The sequence below is a fragment of the Streptococcus sp. NSJ-72 genome (genome assembly GCF_014334035.1).
GTDB classification, from domain to species: domain Bacteria; phylum Bacillota; class Bacilli; order Lactobacillales; family Streptococcaceae; genus Streptococcus; species Streptococcus constellatus.
In genome coordinates this window covers 501,823-522,718 of sequence record NZ_CP060489.1, presented here as the reverse complement: position 1 = coordinate 522,718, position 20,896 = coordinate 501,823, and the positions used below count along the sequence as shown (strand labels likewise).

General features: G+C 39.5%; 16 protein-coding genes. 1 reads left to right on the top strand and 15 read right to left on the bottom strand.

Going from position 1 to position 20,896, the window contains the following annotated elements; genetic code table 11:
• Window positions 1-447: 447 nt before the first annotated feature.
• The 9 genes from recG to celB form a co-directional block, all read right to left on the bottom strand.
• Window positions 448-2,463: an ATP-dependent DNA helicase RecG gene (recG, locus tag H8787_RS02600; protein ID WP_187328173.1), complete on the bottom strand. Its 2,016-nt coding sequence runs from the start codon at window positions 2,461-2,463 to the stop codon at window positions 448-450.
• A gap of 104 nt (window positions 2,464-2,567) precedes the next feature.
• Window positions 2,568-3,674 (bottom strand): alanine racemase, encoded by a 1,107-nt coding sequence (gene alr, locus H8787_RS02595; protein ID WP_187328172.1) that lies wholly within the window; start codon window positions 3,672-3,674, stop codon window positions 2,568-2,570.
• The gene (gene acpS / locus H8787_RS02590) at window positions 3,661-4,026 is read right to left on the bottom strand and encodes a holo-ACP synthase (protein ID WP_037565938.1); all 366 of its coding nucleotides are present in this window, start codon (window positions 4,024-4,026) and stop codon (window positions 3,661-3,663) included. Before acpS ends, alr begins: the two co-directional genes overlap by 14 nt.
• Window positions 4,027-4,067: 41 nt before the next feature.
• A complete protein-coding gene (locus H8787_RS02585) occupies window positions 4,068-5,108 on the bottom strand; it encodes a 3-deoxy-7-phosphoheptulonate synthase (protein WP_003070524.1) in 1,041 nt (346 codons plus the stop codon).
• 20 nt (window positions 5,109-5,128) lie between these two features.
• Window positions 5,129-7,648, bottom strand: a complete 2,520-nt coding sequence (gene secA, locus H8787_RS02580) for a preprotein translocase subunit SecA (protein ID WP_006267982.1) — start codon at window positions 7,646-7,648, stop codon at window positions 5,129-5,131.
• Between the two features lie 127 nt (window positions 7,649-7,775).
• Window positions 7,776-9,623 carry an APC family permease gene (locus H8787_RS02575; RefSeq protein WP_187328171.1) on the bottom strand — a complete coding sequence of 616 codons (1,848 nt, stop codon included), beginning with the start codon at window positions 9,621-9,623 and terminating at the stop codon, window positions 7,776-7,778.
• Window positions 9,624-9,885: 262 nt separating this feature from the next.
• A complete protein-coding gene (gene manA / locus H8787_RS02570; RefSeq protein WP_187328361.1) occupies window positions 9,886-10,830 on the bottom strand; it encodes a mannose-6-phosphate isomerase, class I in 945 nt (314 codons plus the stop codon).
• A gap of 30 nt (window positions 10,831-10,860) precedes the next feature.
• Window positions 10,861-11,586: a GntR family transcriptional regulator gene (locus tag H8787_RS02565; protein WP_003070533.1), complete on the bottom strand. Its 726-nt coding sequence runs from the start codon at window positions 11,584-11,586 to the stop codon at window positions 10,861-10,863.
• A gap of 33 nt (window positions 11,587-11,619) precedes the next feature.
• Window positions 11,620-12,888, bottom strand: a complete 1,269-nt coding sequence (gene celB / locus H8787_RS02560; protein WP_003026140.1) for a PTS cellobiose transporter subunit IIC — start codon at window positions 12,886-12,888, stop codon at window positions 11,620-11,622.
• Window positions 12,889-13,031: 143 nt separating this feature from the next.
• On the opposite strand from celB, the gene H8787_RS02555 reads away from it, so the two are divergent.
• Window positions 13,032-14,429: a glycoside hydrolase family 1 protein gene (locus H8787_RS02555; protein WP_187328170.1), complete on the top strand. Its 1,398-nt coding sequence runs from the start codon at window positions 13,032-13,034 to the stop codon at window positions 14,427-14,429.
• A 133-nt stretch (window positions 14,430-14,562) separates the two neighbouring features.
• Here the strand turns inward: H8787_RS02555 and H8787_RS02550 are convergent, their stop codons facing one another.
• The 6 genes from H8787_RS02550 to H8787_RS02525 all read right to left on the bottom strand — a co-directional run bounded on the left by H8787_RS02550 (window position 14,563) and on the right by H8787_RS02525 (window position 20,743).
• Window positions 14,563-14,883: a PTS cellobiose transporter subunit IIA gene (locus H8787_RS02550; protein ID WP_003031767.1), complete on the bottom strand. Its 321-nt coding sequence runs from the start codon at window positions 14,881-14,883 to the stop codon at window positions 14,563-14,565.
• Between the two features lie 10 nt (window positions 14,884-14,893).
• The gene (locus H8787_RS02545; RefSeq protein ID WP_003031794.1) at window positions 14,894-15,208 is read right to left on the bottom strand and encodes a PTS cellobiose transporter subunit IIB; all 315 of its coding nucleotides are present in this window, start codon (window positions 15,206-15,208) and stop codon (window positions 14,894-14,896) included.
• Window positions 15,209-15,417: 209 nt separating this feature from the next.
• Window positions 15,418-17,178 carry an ABC transporter ATP-binding protein gene (locus tag H8787_RS02540; protein WP_187328169.1) on the bottom strand — a complete coding sequence of 587 codons (1,761 nt, stop codon included), beginning with the start codon at window positions 17,176-17,178 and terminating at the stop codon, window positions 15,418-15,420.
• Complete coding sequence (locus tag H8787_RS02535; protein WP_187328168.1) at window positions 17,168-18,934, bottom strand: ABC transporter ATP-binding protein; 1,767 nt, start codon at window positions 18,932-18,934, stop codon at window positions 17,168-17,170. The genes H8787_RS02540 and H8787_RS02535 overlap by 11 nt, the downstream gene beginning before the upstream one ends.
• Window positions 18,927-19,385: a MarR family winged helix-turn-helix transcriptional regulator gene (locus H8787_RS02530; RefSeq protein ID WP_003070542.1), complete on the bottom strand. Its 459-nt coding sequence runs from the start codon at window positions 19,383-19,385 to the stop codon at window positions 18,927-18,929. The genes H8787_RS02535 and H8787_RS02530 overlap by 8 nt, the downstream gene beginning before the upstream one ends.
• A gap of 170 nt (window positions 19,386-19,555) precedes the next feature.
• Complete coding sequence (locus H8787_RS02525; RefSeq protein ID WP_187328167.1) at window positions 19,556-20,743, bottom strand: NADH-dependent flavin oxidoreductase; 1,188 nt, start codon at window positions 20,741-20,743, stop codon at window positions 19,556-19,558.
• Window positions 20,744-20,896 lie beyond the last annotated feature (153 nt).

The following is a 20,896-nucleotide window of genomic DNA, read 5'->3' as shown; positions in this document are numbered from 1 at the left end:
AAAAAGTTTTTTAACTCGCTTGTTTTTTTAGTTATCTACCATATATTTCTAACTCCTTTCCCGTTTTTTTGAATGTCTTGTTATAATTCACTTTAATGTTTACTGTCATTGGGCTTACCCCTTTCTTTTTGATGAATTTAGTATAGTCCGAAAAACTTAAAACAGGCTTATAGATTTCTTTCAGAAAACTTAATCTAAAATTTAGTTTGTAGTCTCTCCTACAAAGCTGCTCAACTGTCTCCTGGACTATTGAGGTAATGAATGAAGAAAACAAAGTTTTTGTCAACAGCACTTTTTCAAGCTTGAAAAGCAAACGAAAAGTGACTTACTTTCAAGTTTTATCTGCAACGACGTAGTGTTTTGCGTAATTAGTTACTTCGTCGTTGCTTTATTACACAGTATGCTTTGAGGCTGGATTTTGTTCCAGCCTCTTTTTCGTTTCATCTTCTAATCCAAGTAGTCCTGCTTGTCCAAATGAAGAGCTACGATATGCCAGTCTGCATGCGTTCTCCAATCAGAAATGGACACAATTTGACTAGCGACTTTTCTGGCTTCTTCTAAAATTGGATAATCCTCTATAATATCCGCCACTTGAAACTCTGGAATCCCTGATTGACGCGTGCCGAAGATTTCACCAGAGCCACGCATTTTCAAATCTTCCTCAGCCAAGATGAAACCGTTAGTCGTTTCCGTCATGATTTTCATGCGTTTCTTGCCGGATTCTGTCTTAGGATTAGCCACGAGAACCGCATAAGATTGCTTGTCTCCACGTCCTACCCGACCACGTAACTGGTGGAGCTGACTGAGCCCAAATCGATCCGCATCCATGATTAGCATGACCGTAGCATTGGGGACATTGACACCGACTTCAATAACAGTCGTGGAAACCAGAATGTCAATTTTTCCTTTCTTAAAATCCTGCATAATGGTATCTTTTTCTTCGCTCTTCATTTTACCATGTAGCAGAGCTACTTGTGCTTTGTCACCGAAATAAGCCTTTAATTCCTCTTCCAAAGCAATAGCATTTTTCAGATCCAGCGCTTCCGACTCCTCAATCAAAGGAGAGATGACATAGACCTGAGCACCTCGTTGCAGCTCTTTCTCCAACCAATTGAGAACCACATTCAGCTGCTCGTGCTTGACCCAGCGAGTGATAATCGGCTTACGCCCCGCTGGCATTTGATCAATAACCGACACATCCATATCGCCAAAGGCAGTGATCGCAAGTGTCCTCGGAATCGGTGTTGCAGTCATCATGAGCACATCAGGATTATTTCCTTTTTCTCGCAAAATTCGTCTCTGTCCCACTCCAAAGCGGTGCTGTTCATCAATAATCACCAGACCAAGCTGATGATATGTCACACTTTCTTGAATCAAAGCATGAGTACCGACAATCATATCTACCTGACCAGCCTCAATCGCTTCTAGTGCTTGTCTGCGTTCTGTCGGCTTCATTCCTCCTGTCAACAGAATTATCCGTAGTTCAGGAAAAAGTTGGCTCAAGCTATCAAAATGCTGCTCTGCCAAAATTTCAGTCGGTACCATAAGAGCAGACTGAAAACCAGCCGTATAGGTAGCATACATGGCTAAACCTGCAACCACCGTCTTTCCACTACCCACATCTCCCTGCAAAAGCCGGTTCATGTGGGTTGGTGCTTTCATATCTTGTAGAATTTCATCAAGACTCCGCTTCTGGGCAGCTGTCAATTCAAAAGGTAGCAGTGTCAGCTTTTTTTCTAATAAATCATCTCGCCAAGGAATAGCTAACCCTTGACTCGCATTCTTGCTTTCGCTCTTTAGGACTTGTAACTGCATTTGAAAGTAAAAAAGCTCTTCAAACTTGACCCGACGCAAGGCTTGTTTGTATTCTGTTAAGTCTTTTGGAAAATGCATTGCTCGTACGGCCTGACTGCGTTCCACTAACTGATAGCGCTCCAGCAGAATTTGAGGCAGATTTTCTTCCAACAGAAGTTCTAAGCCTTGGTCAAAAGCTGTCTTAATGACTTTCACCAAACTAGCTTGACTAATCCCTTGTGCCACTCGATAGACAGGCTGTAAGTCATCCTCCACTTGTGCTAAGATTTTCATACCTGTCAGACTCGCTTTTGCTTTATCCCATTTCCCGAAAATAGAAATGGTTGAACCAACCTCCACTTTGTCTGCCAGATAGGGTTGGTTAAAAAAATTGACTGCAAGCACCACTTCGCCTTGTTTTATAGTAAAACGTAGACGATTACGTTTATAGCCATAATACTGCACATTGGCTGGCGTAACGACAAGTCCTGAGATAACCGCCTTTTCACCATCTTCCAGTTCTAACACATTCTTACTTTTAAAATCTTCATAGCGAAATGGAAAATAGAGTAGTAAATCCTGTAGGTTTTCAATTCCCAGCCTAGTAAACTTTTCAGCAGATTTCGGTCCTACACCCGGCAGAACCGTTAAAGGTTGGTGTAAATTCATAATTCCTCTTTCAGTTCTGTTTCTTAAGAATTTATAAAAGCAGGCTAAAACAGACACCCTCCAATAGCTCTTTGGATTGTTTCCGACTACTTTTAGATTTCAACTCATTCTTTGTAAACTCTAGGGACGCGGTCGCTGATCAAACAAACCACCTCGTAATTGATGGTTTCCCGTTTTTCTGCCACATCTGTTGCAGAAATAGCTTCTTTACCACTTTCACCGATAAGGATAACTGACGTTCCAATAGGATAAAACTGAGGTAAACGAACAGTAATCTGATCCATAGATACGCGTCCAACAATGGGACAAGGATTCCCATCAACTAAAACATTAAAGCCTTGCATATCTCGCGTCCAACCGTCAGCATAGCCCAGCGGAATCGTCCCAATGAACTGTGGGCTATCGCTAGTGTAAGTGGCTCCGTAACCAATATCTGCCCCTACTTCTAATTGCTTGACATGAACCAATTCTGAAACCAATGAAAGAGCTGGTTTGATGTCATAAGGCAGCTCCAAAACAGTTCCACTTGGATTAAGCCCATAAATGACATCGCCCAAACGGACTGCATTCATAATCGTCTCACTATGCCACAGAGTCGTTGCCGAATTACTAGCGTGAACAATCGGTGGAATAGTTTCTAATTGCCCTAAAATTTCTTTAAAACGTGCTAACTGTGCCTCAAATTTTTGCGTATCTGCTTCATCAGCTGTCGCAAAATGGGTGAAAATTCCTTTGACCTGAGCACCTGCCTTTTCCAAACGATGAATCGCTTCTTGAGCGTCTTGGCTATTTCGAAAACCAATCCGCCCCATTCCAGAATCAATTTTTATATGAACAACCAGTCCAGTTAGGTCTATGTCTGACTTCAAAAGCAAATCAATCCATTCTAAACTAGCCACCGTATAAGTAATCTTGTATTTAATTGCCAATGGAACAGACTGGATAGTTGATACTCCCAGAACCAGAATTTTTTTTAAAATAGCTGCTTCTCTCAGCTCTACCGCTTCATCAATATTGGAAACACAAAAGCCATCCACAATTGACTCAATAGATTGCGTAACAGCAACTGCACCGTGACCATAGGCATCTGCCTTGACAACAGCCCATTTTTCTACATTGTCTGGTATATGCGCTGCAATTTGTTTAATATTAAATTGAATAGCAGCCAAATCAACAATAGCCTTAGTAGGCCGATGATTACTCGTTTTCATGATGTTCCTCCAAAATAACACTAGCTGTGACGACATTATCTGTGTGGCTGAGTGACACCCAGACCTTGCCAGAAAAAGGTGATTTGCTAAAAATAGGCGCTCCCTTTTCATCGTTTAAAATTTCTAAATCCTGAAAAGTGACACAGCCGATACCAGTCCCCCACGCTTTAGAAAAAGCCTCTTTAGCAGACCAACGCCCCGCCAAATATTCCATTTTTCGCTTACCAGTCAGTTTTTCAAATCGGTCAAATTCTGCGGCTGTCAAAACTTTCCTAGCAAAGCGAGCATTTTTTTCATAAACTTTTTGAATAGAAGAAATTTCCTCTATATCAATACCATGTCCTTTAATCATCTTTTTAAAAAGAGTTGAGACTAGTCTCAACTCCATCCTTTTTATTTTTCATTTTTAGATAGGGTAGTGTAAATTTCCTTGACTAATCTGACTGTATTATCCCAACCCAAACAGGGGTCTGTGATGGATTTTCCAAACACCTCAGGCTCATTTTGACGGCCATCTTCTAAGTAAGACTCGATCATAAAGCCGCGTACAACTTTTTTGATTTTCTCATTCCAATCACGGTTGATTAAAGTTTGACGGACAATTCGTACCTGTTCTAAATACTGTTTTCCAGAATTATCATGGTTGGTATCAATGATGATAAAAGGATTTTCTAAGCCCATTTTTTCATATTGAGCAATCGTATCTAGTAAATTATCATAGTAATAATTTGGGATGTTCTTTCCGTATTCATCAAGACCACCGCGCAAAATAGCATGCGCTAAGGGATTACCTGAAGTTTCTACTTCCTTACCAGCAAACAAGAAACTTTGTTTGTTTTGGGCTGCATAAATCCCATTAAACATAACATTAAGATTTCCAGAAGTGGGATTTTTTAAACCAGTCGCAACGTCAGCTCCACTAGCTACAAAACGGTGTTGCTGATCTTCCACAGAACGCGCTCCAACGGCCATGTAAGAAATCAAATCATCTACCAAAGGAAGATTTTCCGGATACAGCATTTCATCAGCAGTCGTCATTCCTGTTTCTGTAATCACACGATAGTGCAAATTGCGTACTGCTTTAATGCCGTTGATTAAACTTGGTGCTGCTTTCGCATTTGGTTGATGAATCAAGCCTTTATAGCCGTCACCATTGGTACGAGGTTTTGCCGTATACACACGCATCACCATAAAAATACGGTCTTTTACCTCTTCTTGAAGGGCAGATAAACGTTTTGCATATTCTAGAACAGCCGCTTCATTGTCAGAAGAACACGGACCGATGACTAGCAGAATGCGGTCATCTTCTCCGCGAATAATTGCGTTTAGTTCCCGATCTCGTGCTTCTTTTTTGGCTAAAGCATCTCCTTTTAATTTCGATAGATTGCGAACCTTTGCTACGTCAATTGGCTGACTAGTTGCTTTAAATGTCATAATCTCCCCCTATACACTACTTATCTATGGCGCCCATGACAATTTTTGAATTTCTTCCCGGAACCACATGGACATAAGTCATTGCGCTTCACTTTTGTCAAATCGATATCACTAGGTAAGCCAGATTTTTGTGCTGCAATATTACGTGTTGCCGTTGTACTGATATGGTGTTCCGTCCGTGGACGCTCTTGCTCATGAATTTGAGCTTTCATCATCAGCCGTGTAACATCAAACTCAATCGAACCAATCATATCATTAAACATGCGGAAACTTTCTGCTTGATATTCAACAACCGGATTGTTTTGTGCATAACCTCTTAGTCCAACGGCATTACGTAATTGATCTAAAGCATCAATATGGTCAGTCCATTTATTGTCCACTACACGCAGAATCAAAACTTTTTGGAATTCTCTGACTGATTCTTCATCTCGCAATTTTGCGACCTGATTGTCATATACTTCCAGTGCTCGTTGATACAAGTTTTCCTTTATTTCATCATCTGATAAGTCGATTAAGTCTGATATGTTGATAGAATCTTCGGGCACCAGATTATATTTAGCAAAATTCACAATAGCTTCGATTTTTTCTTGCTGTTCGGCACGACTATTGCCATCTACAAAACGATTAATAGTCCGCTTCATCATAGCGTGAATTTCCGGTGCTAAATCACGATCAGCCGTAATGACATCATAACGTTGTGCATAGATAATCTCACGCTGCTCACGCATGACATCATCATATTGAAGGACTTGTTTACGTGTATCGTAATTGTTCCCTTCAACACGCTTTTGGGCTCCTTCCACTTGACGAGTAAACATTTTGGATTTGATAACCGACTCTTCTTCACTCATTTTGAAGCGTTCCATAACTGCTTTAATCCGCTCTGAACCAAAACGACGCATGAGCTCATCTTCAAGTGACAGATAAAATTGCGATTCCCCTGGATCTCCCTGACGTCCAGAACGACCACGAAGCTGATTATCGATACGACGACTTTCATGACGTTCTGTACCAATGACACAAAGCCCACCTAACTCGCGAACGCCTTCACCAAGTTTAATATCCGTACCACGACCAGCCATATTGGTTGCAATCGTTACAGCACCCCGCTGACCAGCATTCATAATGATTTGCGCTTCTTTATAGTGATTTTTCGCATTCAATACTTCATGAGGAACTCCAGCTTCGACTAATTTTTTAGAAATATAATCACTCGTTTCAACAGCAACCGTCCCCACAAGCACAGGTTGCCCTTTTTCATGACGAGCTTTCACATCTTGGACAACTGCTTTAAATTTTGATTCAATACTTGGATAAAGAAGGTCTGGGTGATCAATACGAGCCACCGGACGGTTTGTAGGAATCGGAATCACTCGAATATTATAAGTTTCGCGGAATTCTTCTTCTTCTGTCTTGGCCGTTCCCGTCATTCCTGACAATTTCTTATACATACGGAACAGATTTTGGTAAGTGATAGAAGCTGAGGTCTTCGTTTCATCTTGAATTGGTACACCTTCTTTAGCTTCAATTGCTTGGTGGAGTCCATCAGAATAGCGGCGACCTTCCATTGTCCGACCTGTAAATTGGTCAACAATCAAAATTTCCTGTTCTTCACTAACCACATAGTCAATGTCCAACAGCATAATATAATTTGCACGAAGAGCATTGTCAACAAAGTGAGTCAGTGCTACATTTTCAATGTCATACAGGTTTTCTAGTTTGAAATAACTTTCTGCCTTATCAATCCCCGAATCAGAAAGTCCAATAGTCTTAGACTGAACATCAATAATATAATCATCTTTGTTTAATGATTTTACAAAGCTATCTGCCATATGATAAAGCTGATTTGTATCAGACGAAGTTGGTCCGGACACAATTAAAGGGGTACGAGCTTCATCAATCAAAATGGAGTCCACTTCATCAACCAAAGCATAGTTAAGTGGGCGTTGCACCATATTTTCAGCACGCACTACCATATTGTCGCGCAAATAATCAAACCCAATCTCTGCATTCGTTGAATAGGTAATATCACAAGCGTAGGCTTCTTTCTTTTCTGCTGATGACTTTGCGGCAAGGTTAATACCAACAGAAAGTCCCAACCAAGAGTACAATTCACCCATTTCAGTTGCGTCACGTTCTGTCAGGTACTCATTTACTGTGACAACGTGTACACCTTCACCAGACAAAGCATTCAGATAAACCGGCATGGTCGCAGTCAAAGTCTTTCCTTCCCCTGTGCGCATTTCTGGTACATCTCCATGATGTAAGACAATCCCGCCCATAATCTGTACGGGGTAAGGGAAGAGGCCCAACACACGTTTTGCGCCTTCACGAACAACTGCAAAGGCCTCATAAAGCAAATCATCTAATGACTCACCATTTTGATACCGCAACTTAAATTCATCTGTCTTTGCTTTCAAAGCCTCATCTGACAAAGCAGCCATTTCATCTTCATAAGCCATGACTTTCTTCGCCATTTTTTCTAATCTTCTTAATTCGCCTTTATCATTTTCGATAATTGTTCTTAAAATATTCGCCATTTCTTTCCTTACTTGTAATAATTCTTATTTTAAAATGTTCTTTTCATTATAGCATTTTTCACTATATCTTTCAAGAAAATAAAAGGATAAAAACGGCAGTTCCATTCAAAACTACCGTTCTATGTCCTTACTCTTTTAAGTGATAAGAATAACTAGCTACAACAACATTTTCATGCCATCTGAGAAAATATTTCAATTTCAAGCTCATTTGATTGTGCAGCATATTTTGCCAGCTATGATTTGGAATGAACTGTGGCACTAATACCGTTACGGTATAACCTTTCTTCTGCGCATTACGAGCGACTTTTGTCACATACTGTACTGTTGGTCTGATGATATTACGGTAACTTGTTTCTACATTGACAAATTGGATATCTGAAAAATGGTGTTTAAATTCACTTGCTACTTCTTCATCTTTTTCTTGTGTTTCTTTAGTAGATACGTGCATAGCAATCACTTCATCACCAATACTACAAGCATAATTCATCGCACCGGCACTAACACGCGTAACATTCCCAACAAGGACCAAAACCAGATTGCCTGCATAGTTCACTCGTTCGACTTCTTTATTCAAGCGCAGTTGCTTAGCAACTTTGTTATAATGATTTTTGATTGTTAAGAAAATCCAAAGTAAAATAATAATAATTGGGAAGAATGGCCAGATATCTCGCAAACGGAAAAGCAACAAAATCGCCACAATCGTGTAACAAATTGCTGCACCCAGAATATTTGTTACAGAATATTTTAAGAAATGTTTTCCATGCTGTTTGCGCCAATGTATGACCATTCCTGTTTGAGAAAGCGCAAAAGGTACAAATACACCAATCGTATAAAGTGGAATGAGCCGCTCAGTATTTCCATTGAAAATCAACAAAAGAAAAATTGCACCAATGGCCAAGGTCAAAATCCCATTTGAATAACCAAGGCGAGCACCTTTCTCCATATACATATGTGGCATATATTTATTTTTTGCCATATTGTAAGATAGCATAGGAAAGGCCGAAAAGCCTGTATTAGCCGCCACAGCAAGAATGAGAGCTGTTGACAGTTGGAAAATATAAAAGAGAAGCCGCCCAATAGGTGAATTTCCCAAAATAGCTTGTGCCATTTGAGCGAGTATTGTAACGTCTTTTATCGGAACGATTCCAATCCAGTAGTTTAAAAAAGTAATACCGGCAAACATGAAGCCTAAAATGGCAGCCATAATTGCTAATGTTTTCGCTGCATTTTCAGCTTTTGGTGTTTTGAAAAATGGTACAGAATTTGAAATAGCTTCCACACCTGTCAGAGAAGCTGAACCGCTCGTAAAAGCACGTAACAGAAGCACTAAGCTAACGCCTGAGATGGATTTTCCGATAGGAGCCGTTGCATGATAAGATAAATTTCCCAGCAATAATTGCAATAAGCCAAAGCCAATCAAGAAAACAGTGCTTGCGATAAACAAATACACTGGAATCATAAGAGAAACTGCAGATTCCCGCAATCCGCGTAAGTTCATTAGCATTAAAGCCAGCACTAAAACGATCGAAATATGCAAGTTATATGGATGCAATGCAGGAATTGCTGACGTAATCGCATCTGCTCCAGACGAAACAGATACCGCTACCGTCAACATATAATCAACCAGCAAACTACCACCTGAAATCAGACCAGCTTTTGGTGAAAGATTTTCCGTTGTAACCATATAAGCCCCACCACCTTGTGGATAGGCATGAATCACCTGACGATATGAAATAGTCAAACTAGCCAATAAAATCAGCACCACAATACCAATTGGTAACGACCACCAAATCGCACCAGCAGATACAGATACCAACACTAAAACAACTTGTTCAGGACCATAAGCAATCGAAGACAGAGCATCACTTGATAACATAGCTAGAGCTTGCAACTTTGTTAATAGGTTTTCTTCTTCTCCCTCATCACTTGATTTCAAAGGTCGACCAATAAAAATATTTTTCAACTTGGAAAACATATTTTTCTCCTAAATTTTTCAATATCAGCCATTATAACGCTTTTCTGAAATAGTATCAATGTTTTCTGAAAATGACATCATTTTTTAATATAACTGATAATTTCTGCATAAATAAGAGAATAAAATAGACTACTATAATTCCTTTGAAATCATCTGTAAAAATGAGTAAACTAATGAACCACTACATCATGATGCTTTAGACTTATGCTTTTAAAGAGGTTGCGGACTTTTTCCCAACCTCTGATTTTCTATATAAAAGTTATTAAGGATGACTGACAATCATTTCAAGATCTTGTCCCTCAAAAGTCCAAGCCTCCAGGTCGCTTGGTAAAATGAAATGGTCTCCTTTTGCAATCGGATAAGCTTTCTCATCTACTGTCAACATCCCTTGTCCTGCCAACACACTCACCAATAAATAAGGAGCTGTTTTCTCAATCGCAACTTTCCCTGACACTTCCCATTTGTAAACGGCAAAGAAATCACTGGCAACCAAAAGGGTTGATTGCAAATCATCTGCTTTCACAGTAACTGGTCGACTATTGGCCGGCGCACCGATATTGAGTACATCAATGGATTTTTCTAGATGAAGCTCGCGCAAATTGCCTTGAGCGTCTTTTCGGTCGAAATCATAAACACGATAGGTAGTATCACTGGACTGTTGCGTTTCTAAAATCAAGATACCTGAGCCAATGGCGTGCATGGTGCCACTTGGAACATAGAAGAAGTCCCCAGCCTTGACTGGCACCTTGGTTAAGAGCTTCTCCCATTCTTTCTTTTCAATCTGCTGGCGCAACTCTTCTCGTGACTGAGCACTGTGTCCATAGATGATTTCTGCTCCTTCATCTGCCGCGATCACATACCAGCACTCGGTCTTTCCTAATTCTCCTTCGTGCTCCATAGCATAGTGGTCATCTGGATGAACCTGAACACTAAGCCAATCATTGGCATCCAAAATTTTGGTTAAAAGCGGAAAAACAGGCTCGTTGCTATTGCCAAACAATTCACGGTGCTCAGCATAGACTTTATCCAATCCTTGTCCTGCAAATCGACCGTTTTTTATAGTAGATACTCCGTGTGGATGAGCTGAAATCGCCCAGTATTCGCCTACTTTATCACTGGGAATTTCATAGCCGAATTCATCTCGTAGCTTCGTTCCACCCCAGATTTTTTCCTGCATAACAGATTGTAAAAATAATGGTTCTGACATCATTTCCTCCTTTAATATTGTATAAACAACTTAAATATTTTTAACATCTAAAAGCGAATACCCTCTCGTGTCAAAGCGATTGCGGCTTCTCGAGTACTCAATCGGACGCCCATTTTCGAGATAAACAACTTGTTCAACCTGCAAAAGTGGATCGTCATTTTGACAGTCCAGATACATTTTATCATATTCATCTGGCTTTTCAGCTGTGATATGGCGATAACTTCCGGCAAATTTTAAGTTTAATTCATCCCATAAATAAGCATAGATAGACTGAAGTAAAATACTCTCATCCAATCCTGGCACCAAATCACACGGCATATAAGTGTGTTCCAACACATAGGGCTTCTCATCAAGCAGACGCAAACGTATGATTTTATAAACTGGCGTCGTCACTTCCACTTGCAGGCGCTCTGCAATCTCGGCTTCTGGGAATTCAACTGCAAACTGAATAATCTGGCTCGTTAATTTTCGGTCATCATTTTTGAAATCTTGACTCAACCCATTGTAATTATTCAAGCGAAATTTTGAATCTTCTTTATCCCAAAAAGAGGAATTTAACACTCTCGTTCCATTTCCTTGTTTGGAAAAAATCAATCCCTCAATGGTTAGAATCTCAACAGCTTTTTTTATAGTCATTCGGCTAACACCGAACTCTTTTGATAATTCAGACTGAATAGGCAACATGGAGTCTACTGGGTAGACTCCATTTGCGATTCTATCTCGAAGTATATTTGCTATTTCTTCGTATTTAGGCATATGATAGCTCCTGCAAATCTGTCATTCATCTCATTATAATACAGAATCAGGTTGTTTGTCCAGCATACGAAGGAATGGATACCAGATAAATCCAACAATCACCATATCCACTAACTGAAGGACACCACCTAAAATGGAATTGGTTGCTAGCATTCCGCTAAAGAATACGGGCACCGTCCAAGGAACTGCCACTCCTGTTGGAGCTGGAACAATTCCTACTGCCATCACAATATAGTTAAACGCAGTCACAACAATCGGTGCTAAAACCCATGGAATCAGAATAGTCGCATTCAAAACGATTGGCAAGCCAAAGATAACTGGTTCATTGACATTGAATAGCCCCGCGCCAAGAGCAAGTCGTCCAACGTCCTTATACATTTTCTTTTTCAGAATAAAAGCCATAATGATAACTACAGCTAGCGTCATCCCAGAACCACCTAAACCAACAGTAAATGTTTCCATAAATGATTTGGAAATAATGTGTGGCAAATGCTTGCCAGCCTGATAAGCCTCTAAGTTATCCAACATCAATGTATTCCAAATTGGATCCATGACAGAATTAACAAGAATTTGTCCATGAAGTCCAAAGAACCATAAAAATTGAACAAAGAAGATTGCCACTAAAGTTGCCCAGATACTACTTCCCAAGCCAACCAGCGGCGTTTGAATAACCTTATAAATAATATCATGAAGATTTGCATTGAAAAATCCTGTCAAACCAGCATTGACAAACAAGAATATGGAAAGAGTCAATACGGCAGGAATCAAAGCCGCAAACGACTTGGCTACTGCAGGCGGAACGCTGTCTGGCATTTTAATCTGCCAACCTTTTTTCGTTGCCCAGCAGTAGATTTCCGCTGCCAAAAATGCAACTAGCATTCCAAGGAACATCCCTTTTGCCCCTAAACGGTCTAAACTCAAGATGCCTGAAATTTTTTCACCTTTTTCTGACATGGTATAAAAAGGTGTCAAAAGAAGAAAACTAGAAAAGGAAACTGCTCCTCCAAAAATTCCTTCCACATCATAAGATTTTGATAAATAATAGCCAATACCAAACGTTACAAAGATTGTCATAATTGACATCGTTGCATTTTGTCCACTGCCAAACAGATTAGACAAAGTAGCTTTCGTTGCATCATTAAAAAATGGCAAATTGTTAAATACCACTACAATTGAGCCAAACATCGTTAATGGAAAGGAGAGCATAAAGGCATCTCGTAAAACAGCCAAATAACGATTGGAAGCGAGTTTGTTTGCCAATGGCAACAACTTATCACCGATTTGATCTAGAAACTTGTTCATCAATCTTCCCTCTTTTTCTTTTTTGATACTCTAACTATACTATACTTTTTATAAAATGTCTATACTTTTTATATAAAAGATTGACTTTTTTTAAAAAAAGTATAGTATTATATTGTAGACTATTTTTAAAAAGGAGAAAATATATGACATTTTTAACATTTCCAAAAGGCTTCTTTTGGGGAACTGCTTCCAGTGGACCGCAAACAGAAGGTCGATTTGACGGCGATGGAAAAGGAGAGAATATCTGGGACTATTGGTACAACAAAGAACCTGAAAAATTCTTCAACCATATTGGACCTGATAAAGCTTCCTATAATTATCAGTATTACAAAGAAGATGTGCAACTAATGAAAGCAACTGGACACAATTCTTTCCGCACTTCTATCCAATGGAGTCGTCTAATCCCAGAAGGCGTTGGTGCTGTTAATCCAAAAGCTGTAGATTTTTACAATTCATTCATTGATGAACTGATTACAAATGGAATTGAACCATTTATTAACTTATACCATTTTGACATGCCAATGGCACTACAAGCAAAAGGTGGTTGGCTGAATCGGGAAACGGTTGATGCTTATGTAAACTTTGCAAAAACCTGCTTTAACCTATTTGGTGACCGCGTCAAATATTGGTTCACTCACAATGAACCCATTGTCCCCGTCGAAGGTGGTTACCTCTACAATTTCCACTATCCAAATGAAATCAACATGAAACACGCTGTACAGGTGGCTTTTCACGAAATGCTCGCCAGCAGCTTAGCTGTCAAAGCCTATCACGAAAAGCAAGATGGTAAAATTGGGATTATCCTCAACTTAACCCCAAGCTATCCGCGTGATGAGAATAATCCTGAAGACGTCAAAGCTGCTCAAATTGCAGATGCTTTCTTTAATCGCTCTTTCTTAGATCCTGCCATCAAAGGCGAATACCCTGCTGATTTGATTGCTATCATTAAAGAATTGGATATGATGCCAGAATACACAGCTGAAGATTTGCAGACCATTAAAGAAAATACCATTGACTTGCTTGGTGTCAATTATTACCAGCCACGCCGAGTTAAAGCAAAGGAAAACCCTGCTGATAAAGACCCGCAAAATCCTATGCCAGATGATTTCTTTGACTACTACGATATGCCAGGTAAAAAAATGAACCCTTATCGCGGTTGGGAAATCTATGAAAAAGGAATCTACGACATTATGATGAATGTCCGTGATAACTATGGAAATCTTCCTTGCTATATCTCAGAAAACGGCATGGGCGTCGAAGGTGAGGAGCGCTATATCAACGCCAATGGTCAAATTGAGGACGACTACCGTATTGACTTCATCAAAGATCACCTCCGTTACCTACACCAAGCCATTGAAGAAGGAGCTAACTGCATCGGCTATCATCTTTGGACTTGTATGGACAATTGGTCCTGGTGCAATGCCTACAAAAATCGCTATGGTCTCATTGCCGTTGACCTTGATAAGAAAGGAAAACGAACGATTAAAAAATCAGGTTATTTCTTTAAAGAGTTGTCTGACAAAAACGGTTTTGAAGATTAAATGTGACAAAACTCCCCAAGGGTTCCGATACCTTGGGGAGTTTATGCTAAATAAAAGATAAAAAATAAACCTATAACATGTAACTAATTCACACAAACACTATAAGTTTATTCTTAGGAGGTTTAGTAATAAATTATTTTTCTTCTAGCTTTTTATATAATTCAAGCATCTCTAATGCCACTTCACGTAATGTCATTGTTGTCATCAAATGATCCTGGGCATGAACCATGATGATCTCAATCTTAATCTCAACGCCACTTGCGTAATCTTGCAACAATTTCGTCTGTGCGTGATGTGCTTCAACCAACTCTGTATTCGCGGCTTCCAATTTTTGAGAAGCTTCATCGTAGTGACCAAGTCGCATCGCTGCAAATGCTTCGTGTACCGTTGCACGCGCAGTTCCACTATGAAGAATGATTTCAAATGCTACTACTTGTAATTCTTCTGTATTCATAACACCCTCTTTATAGATTGTCTGTGACTACTTTAGCCAAAGCTGCGACTCCTGTTGGGATTGGAACATAGGCTTGAGGTGGAATTTGAACAACTGGACGTCCAACTTTTTCTCCGAGGTCAGCAAATTGTTTGAAATACATTCTTGTTTGAGGACTAATTAAATAAAGATCAAATGTGGCAGATTCAATTACTTTATTTCCTTCTGTTGCTCCAATTGCTTCAACAGTAATATCTTGTCCTTGACCTTGAAGGTATTCAGTTGTCTTTTTAGCCATGAGAGAAGAAGACATCCCTGCTGCACAGATAATTAACGCTTTTGTCATGAAATTTCTCCTTAAAATTTTGTATATGAGGTAAGTTTTTATTAACAAATTACCTATCATTGAAATTAGTATAGCACAGTTTTTGTTAAATGTATAGTCTTTTATATATAAAGATTATACTTTTTCAAAAATTTAATAACAAAAAACTCTTTCCGGTCAAAGTTTGACTAGAAAGAGTCCCTATTGTAATTTATCGTTTGTCATTTCCTTTACGCATACTCTGCGTCTTCATCGAATTGACTATTGTAAAGATCAGCATAGAAGCCATTTTCTTCCATCAATTGATCGTGATTTCCTTGTTCAATGATATTACCATTACGCATGACCAAAATCAAATCAGCATTACGAATTGTTGACAAACGGTGAGCAATGACAAAGGAAGTTCGTCCTTCCATCAACTTATCCATCGCTTTTTGGATCAATTCTTCTGTCCGCGTATCAACAGATGAAGTCGCTTCGTCCAAGATAAGCAACGGAGCATCTTTAAGAAGGGCACGCGCAATGGTCAGCAATTGCTTTTGCCCCACAGAAAGACTTACTGTATCGTCCAGCACCGTATCGTATCCTTTTGGCAAAGTCTTGATGAAGTGATGAACCCCAACAGCTTTGGCAGCTGCCACAACTGCTTCGTCAGAAATATTCTTCTGATTGTAAATCAAATTTTCTTTAATCGTTCCCTCAAATAACCAAGTGTCTTGAAGGACCATTGAGAAAGCATCGTGTACCTCAGAACGTTTCATTTGCTTGGTATCAACACCATCAATAGTAATCCGCCCTTTCTCAATTTCATAAAATTTCATCAACAGATTGACAATCGTCGTTTTCCCAGCACCGGTCGGACCGACAATGGCAATCTTTTGCCCTGCTTTGGCATTGGCAGAGAAATCATGAATAATCGTTCGATCTGGATTATAACCAAAGAATACCTTATCAAAGGCAACATCTCCTTTTAGGGTCGTGAGTTGTTGCGCTTTGTGTTCATCATTTTCCATTTCAGGCTCTGCTAAAAATTCAAATACGCGTCCCATGGCAGCGCTAGCTTGTTGAAGAGTAGTAATCCCTTGTGCAATTTGGGACAAGGGTTGAGAAAAAATCCGTACATATACCATAAAGGCAACAATCGTCCCCATCGTGACATCACCATTCAATGCCATGCTCGCTCCAACCAATACGACCATCACATAACCAAAGTTCCCTGTAAATATCATTAACGGCATCATAATTCCAGAAATAAATTGGGACTTCCACATACTACTATAAAGATTCGTATTAAGCATTTGAAAGGCTTTTTTTGATTCCTCGGTAGCATTATAGCTGACAATGACATTGTGACCAGAATACATCTCTTCCACATATCCATTGACACTAGCAAGATTCTCTTGTTGTGCGCGGAAAAACCGTTGTGATTTACCCATAATCAACGCAACAAAGACAAAACCAATCAAAACCGATCCAATCGTTACAAAGGATAGAACCACGTTGTTATAAAACATCATAAAGAGAACAGCAATAAGAAGCAAACTTGATGAAATCACTGTGCCTAAACTTTGGTTCAGAGATTGTCCAACAGTATCCACGTCATTAGTGACTCGTGAAAGAGTGTCCCCTTGCGAATGGCTATCAAAATACCGCAAGGGTAATTTATTGATTTTCTCCGCAATGGCTGTCCGCAAACGCTTTGAAAAATGCTGAATCACTGAAGAGATGATGAAGGATTGCATATAATTTAATAAAGCACCCACTCCATATAAAATCGCTAAGAAAAGAGCAATATTAGAAATAGCTTTCAGATCAATTTGGCTTGTCATTCCTTCTGTGATAAGGTTGGTAATTTCTTTTAATTTGACCGGACCATAAACCGTGATAACACTAGATAGCATTGCTCCCACAAATGCAACGAGCAATGGAAACTGGAATCCTTTGATATAGGGTTTCACTTGGCTAAATAAAGATGATTTTTTATTTTCCATTTTCCAATTCCTCCTTTGATAATTGTGAGTAAGCAATTTCTTGATAAACTTCGTTTGTCGCTAGCAGCTCTTTGTGAGTTCCTTGCCCAACAACTTTCCCTTTATCCAACACCAAGATCTGATCAGCATCCATGATCGTTGAAATCCGCTGAGCTACGATCAATCTGGTTGTAGCTTTCACTTTTTTCGCCAATTCTTCTCGCAAAATACGGTCTGTCTTATAGTCCAGTGCTGAAAATGAATCGTCAAAAATCAGAATTTCAGGTTTCCTAGCAAGTGCACGCGCAATCGCCAGCCGCTGCTTTTGACCACCAGAGAAATTGGTTCCGCTTTGTGCGACCTCTGAGTGCAGACCACCTTCTTTTTCTTCAACAAATGATTTCGCTTGTGCCAAGTCCAACGCAGACCACATTTTTTCATCATCCAATGGACTTTCATTGCTTTGTCCAAAATCTAAATTACTCTTTATATCACCAGAAAAGAGAACAGCTTTTTGTGGAATGTAGCCAATTTTATTATGCAAATCTTCCAACTGATAATCTTTTACATTCACGCCATCTACTAAAATTCTTCCTTCTGTCACATCATAGAAACGAGGAATTAAACTAATTAGGGTTGATTTCCCAGAACCAGTTGATCCGATGAAAGCTACCGTTTCGCCCGCTTTAGCTGTAAAGCTAACATGTTCAATGACAGCCTCAGAGTTTTTAGTATAGCGGAAAGAAACATTGTCAAATACCACTTCACCTTTGACATCTTTAGCTGTTTTGGGTTGCATTGGAGATTCAATCGTGGAATGCAAATCAAGTACCTCATTAATCCGCCCCGCAGACACCAAGGTACGAGGAAGAACGATAAACAGAGCAGCCATGAGCATGAAGCCCATTACGACCTGCATAGCATAGGACATAAAGACAACCATGTCACTAAAGATTGGCAAACGTCCTGGTAAAGCTGCATCTTGAATCAAGTAAGCACCAATCCAGTATATTGCCAAGGTCAAACCACTCGAAATCCCCATCATAATCGGATTTAAAATAGCCATGAGCCGACTAACAAAGAGATTCAACCGAGTCACTTCAGCATTTGCCCCTGCAAATTTATCATCCTGATAGTCTTCAGCATTGTAAGCCCGAACAACACGAATCCCTGTTAGACTTTCACGCGTAATACTATTTAACTTATCAGTCAACCGTTGAATAACAGATTGCTTTGGAAAGGCCAACGTCATCAAAACTGTCGTCATAATCATATTCACAATAACTGCGACAATAACTGCCCACAACCAGTATTCTGATTTCCCAATGATTTTTGTAATCGCCCAAATCGCCATAATCGGCCCACGAGTCACGACTTGCAAGCCCATAGTAATCATAAGCTGAATTTGCGTAAGATCATTGGTTGTCCGCGTTAAAAGACTTGGAATAGAAAATCTCTTAATCTCAGCATTTGAATAATCCAGTACACGATTGAAAATATCTGAGCGCAAGCTCGTTGTAAAGCTAGCTGCCAATCTAGCCGCAATAAAACCAACTACCACAGCACTGAGAAAACTAGCAAATGACAATCCAATCATTTTCAAGCCCGGATTCCACAAATCAGAAACGACCGTTCCTCTCGTCTGTAGGAGTTCCGTAATTTTTGAAATATAGGTTGGAACCTCTAAGTCCAAATAAACTGCCAAACAAGTAAATAAGATACTGATGATAATCATCCCTACTTCTTTGACAGTTAAACGTTTAAACAATTTAACCATTCGCTTCTCCTTTTTCTAATTTTTCAATATTCTGATAAAATCGCCCCATTATTTGAAAAAAAGTCACCAAATCTTCTTCTGAAATGCCAGTCAATAAGCAGCGATCCATCTCATCAAAGAAATCCCGAATTTTATTCATGCGCTCTTTTGATTCCGATGTCAAACGAATAATCTTAGCGCGCTTATCTGCTTCACTCACTTCCAGATAAATCAAGCCATTTTTAACCATTCGCTTCATTAAATTACTAGCAACTGACTTGGTAATTCCCAACTCCTGCTCAATATCTTTAATAAAGGTCATCTTGCCACAATCTTCTCGATGATTCACAAAATGCAATACTTGCCCTTGTGGACCCGCCATAAATTCAATCCCTCGTTCTTTGGCAATTTTTTGAATCATCAGATGTGTCTTCCGTCCAAATCGCTTGAATTCCAATAATGGTTTTTCCATTTGATTTCCTTTCAAATAGTTCTCTAGAGAACCAGTTAGTTTTCATGAGAACTATTTTACTATAATTCAAATGAATGTCAAGTAATAAGTTTCTATGAGAACTATTTTTATTAAAATAAAATAGCTGACCAAAAATTCAGCCAGCTATCCTTATTTTTTATATAAGACGTTTACTTTTCAGCACTGTCATATTTTCCAGTATGAAACTCTGTGATACTATCATGTCCCGGCAACTCTGGTAAACCTAAAGAATCCTCACGAGTAAAGGCTTCACGCAAACCAGATGTCCAGGCGGTTTGCTCTAGTTGTTCTGGACTAATTTGGTGTACAATTTCATCACCACGACCTTCTTTTATCTTTTGCCCAAACAACGGATCAATCAATGTTCCGCGACCAACTGCAATCAAATCAGTCGGATTCTGTGCAATCGCATCCTGCGCATCTTCCTCACTAAAGACACCGCCAACAATAATTAGCTTAGTTTGATTATCTAGAATGGATTTAAAATGCTCAGCATAAGTCCGATCAGAGCCAACAGGTTTTGACGCATATCCTTCCCAGAGCGACAGATGAATGTAATCCAACTCATATTTGATGACCTCTCGAATCAAGGCTTGGGCTTCTCTATAACTATAACCGACCTCATCTCCGTGAATTTCTTCAGGACTGATCCGATAGCCTACGATAAAATCTTTTGGTGCATATTCTTCTACTACTCGTTTCACTTCTTTTACGACCGCAAGAGGAAAAGCCATGCGTTTTTCTAAAGAACCGCCCCATTTATCCTCACGCACATTTGAGAAACTTGAAAAAAATTGCTGCAAGAGATAATGATTTGCACCATGAATTTCCACTCCTGAAAAACCAGCCTCAATAGCACGCTTAGTGGCACGTCCAAAATCTTTAATAATTCCTTCAATCTCAGCATTCGTCATTTCACGAACTGGATAAGACAAAAATGAAAAATCAAGAGCACTAGGTGCCAAAACCTCCTCACCTTTAACAGCGCGACCAGAAGCTTCGCGCCCACCATGATGAATCTGCAAAATAGCTTTGTTGCCATTTTTCTGCAAGGCTGCCGCAATCTTTTTAGCTCCCTCTAGATGCTCATCGGAGTAAATTCCTAATTGTTCAGGATAACCTGGTCTAGAGCAAGGTCCACCTGACTCACTCACATAATGGTACTCAGCAATCAATAATCCTGCCGCCTGTGAACGAGCATGATAATAGCGCAAGGTATCATCAGAAACGAAACCACCTTTCAAACCACTAAAGGTTAGCATTGGTGGCATAACCAAACGACTAGAGAGCTGAGCACCATGACGGAATTGAACCGTATCTATAAGACTCTTTGACATGACAAATCCTCCTTAAAATTTAAATTTTTGATTCCACTATTATTTTATTAAAACCATCATCGCAAATAATAACTCATTTAGCTAAGCATATTCCCCAGACTTCATTTCCAGCAAATCCACTTTTTGCATCACAAATCAACCATTCCCTACGCT

Excerpts from the sequence above, each read along its gene's own strand:
- recG (WP_187328173.1), bottom strand. The coding sequence starts at position 2,463 with ATGAATTTACACCAACCTTTAACGGTTCTGCCGGGTGTAGGACCGAAA.
- alr (WP_187328172.1), bottom strand. The coding sequence starts at position 3,674 with ATGAAAACGAGTAATCATCGGCCTACTAAGGCTATTGTTGATTTGGCT.
- acpS (WP_037565938.1), bottom strand. The coding sequence starts at position 4,026 with ATGATTAAAGGACATGGTATTGATATAGAGGAAATTTCTTCTATTCAA.
- H8787_RS02585 (WP_003070524.1), bottom strand. The coding sequence starts at position 5,108 with ATGACATTTAAAGCAACTAGTCAGCCAATTGACGTAGCAAAGGTTCGC.
- secA (WP_006267982.1), bottom strand. The coding sequence starts at position 7,648 with ATGGCGAATATTTTAAGAACAATTATCGAAAATGATAAAGGCGAATTA.
- H8787_RS02575 (WP_187328171.1), bottom strand. The coding sequence starts at position 9,623 with ATGTTTTCCAAGTTGAAAAATATTTTTATTGGTCGACCTTTGAAATCA.
- manA (WP_187328361.1), bottom strand. The coding sequence starts at position 10,830 with ATGTCAGAACCATTATTTTTACAATCTGTTATGCAGGAAAAAATCTGG.
- H8787_RS02565 (WP_003070533.1), bottom strand. The coding sequence starts at position 11,586 with ATGCCTAAATACGAAGAAATAGCAAATATACTTCGAGATAGAATCGCA.
- celB (WP_003026140.1), bottom strand. The coding sequence starts at position 12,888 with ATGAACAAGTTTCTAGATCAAATCGGTGATAAGTTGTTGCCATTGGCA.
- H8787_RS02555 (WP_187328170.1), top strand. The coding sequence starts at position 13,032 with ATGACATTTTTAACATTTCCAAAAGGCTTCTTTTGGGGAACTGCTTCC.
- H8787_RS02550 (WP_003031767.1), bottom strand. The coding sequence starts at position 14,883 with ATGAATACAGAAGAATTACAAGTAGTAGCATTTGAAATCATTCTTCAT.
- H8787_RS02545 (WP_003031794.1), bottom strand. The coding sequence starts at position 15,208 with ATGACAAAAGCGTTAATTATCTGTGCAGCAGGGATGTCTTCTTCTCTC.
- H8787_RS02540 (WP_187328169.1), bottom strand. The coding sequence starts at position 17,178 with ATGGAAAATAAAAAATCATCTTTATTTAGCCAAGTGAAACCCTATATC.
- H8787_RS02535 (WP_187328168.1), bottom strand. The coding sequence starts at position 18,934 with ATGGTTAAATTGTTTAAACGTTTAACTGTCAAAGAAGTAGGGATGATT.
- H8787_RS02530 (WP_003070542.1), bottom strand. The coding sequence starts at position 19,385 with ATGGAAAAACCATTATTGGAATTCAAGCGATTTGGACGGAAGACACAT.
- H8787_RS02525 (WP_187328167.1), bottom strand. The coding sequence starts at position 20,743 with ATGTCAAAGAGTCTTATAGATACGGTTCAATTCCGTCATGGTGCTCAG.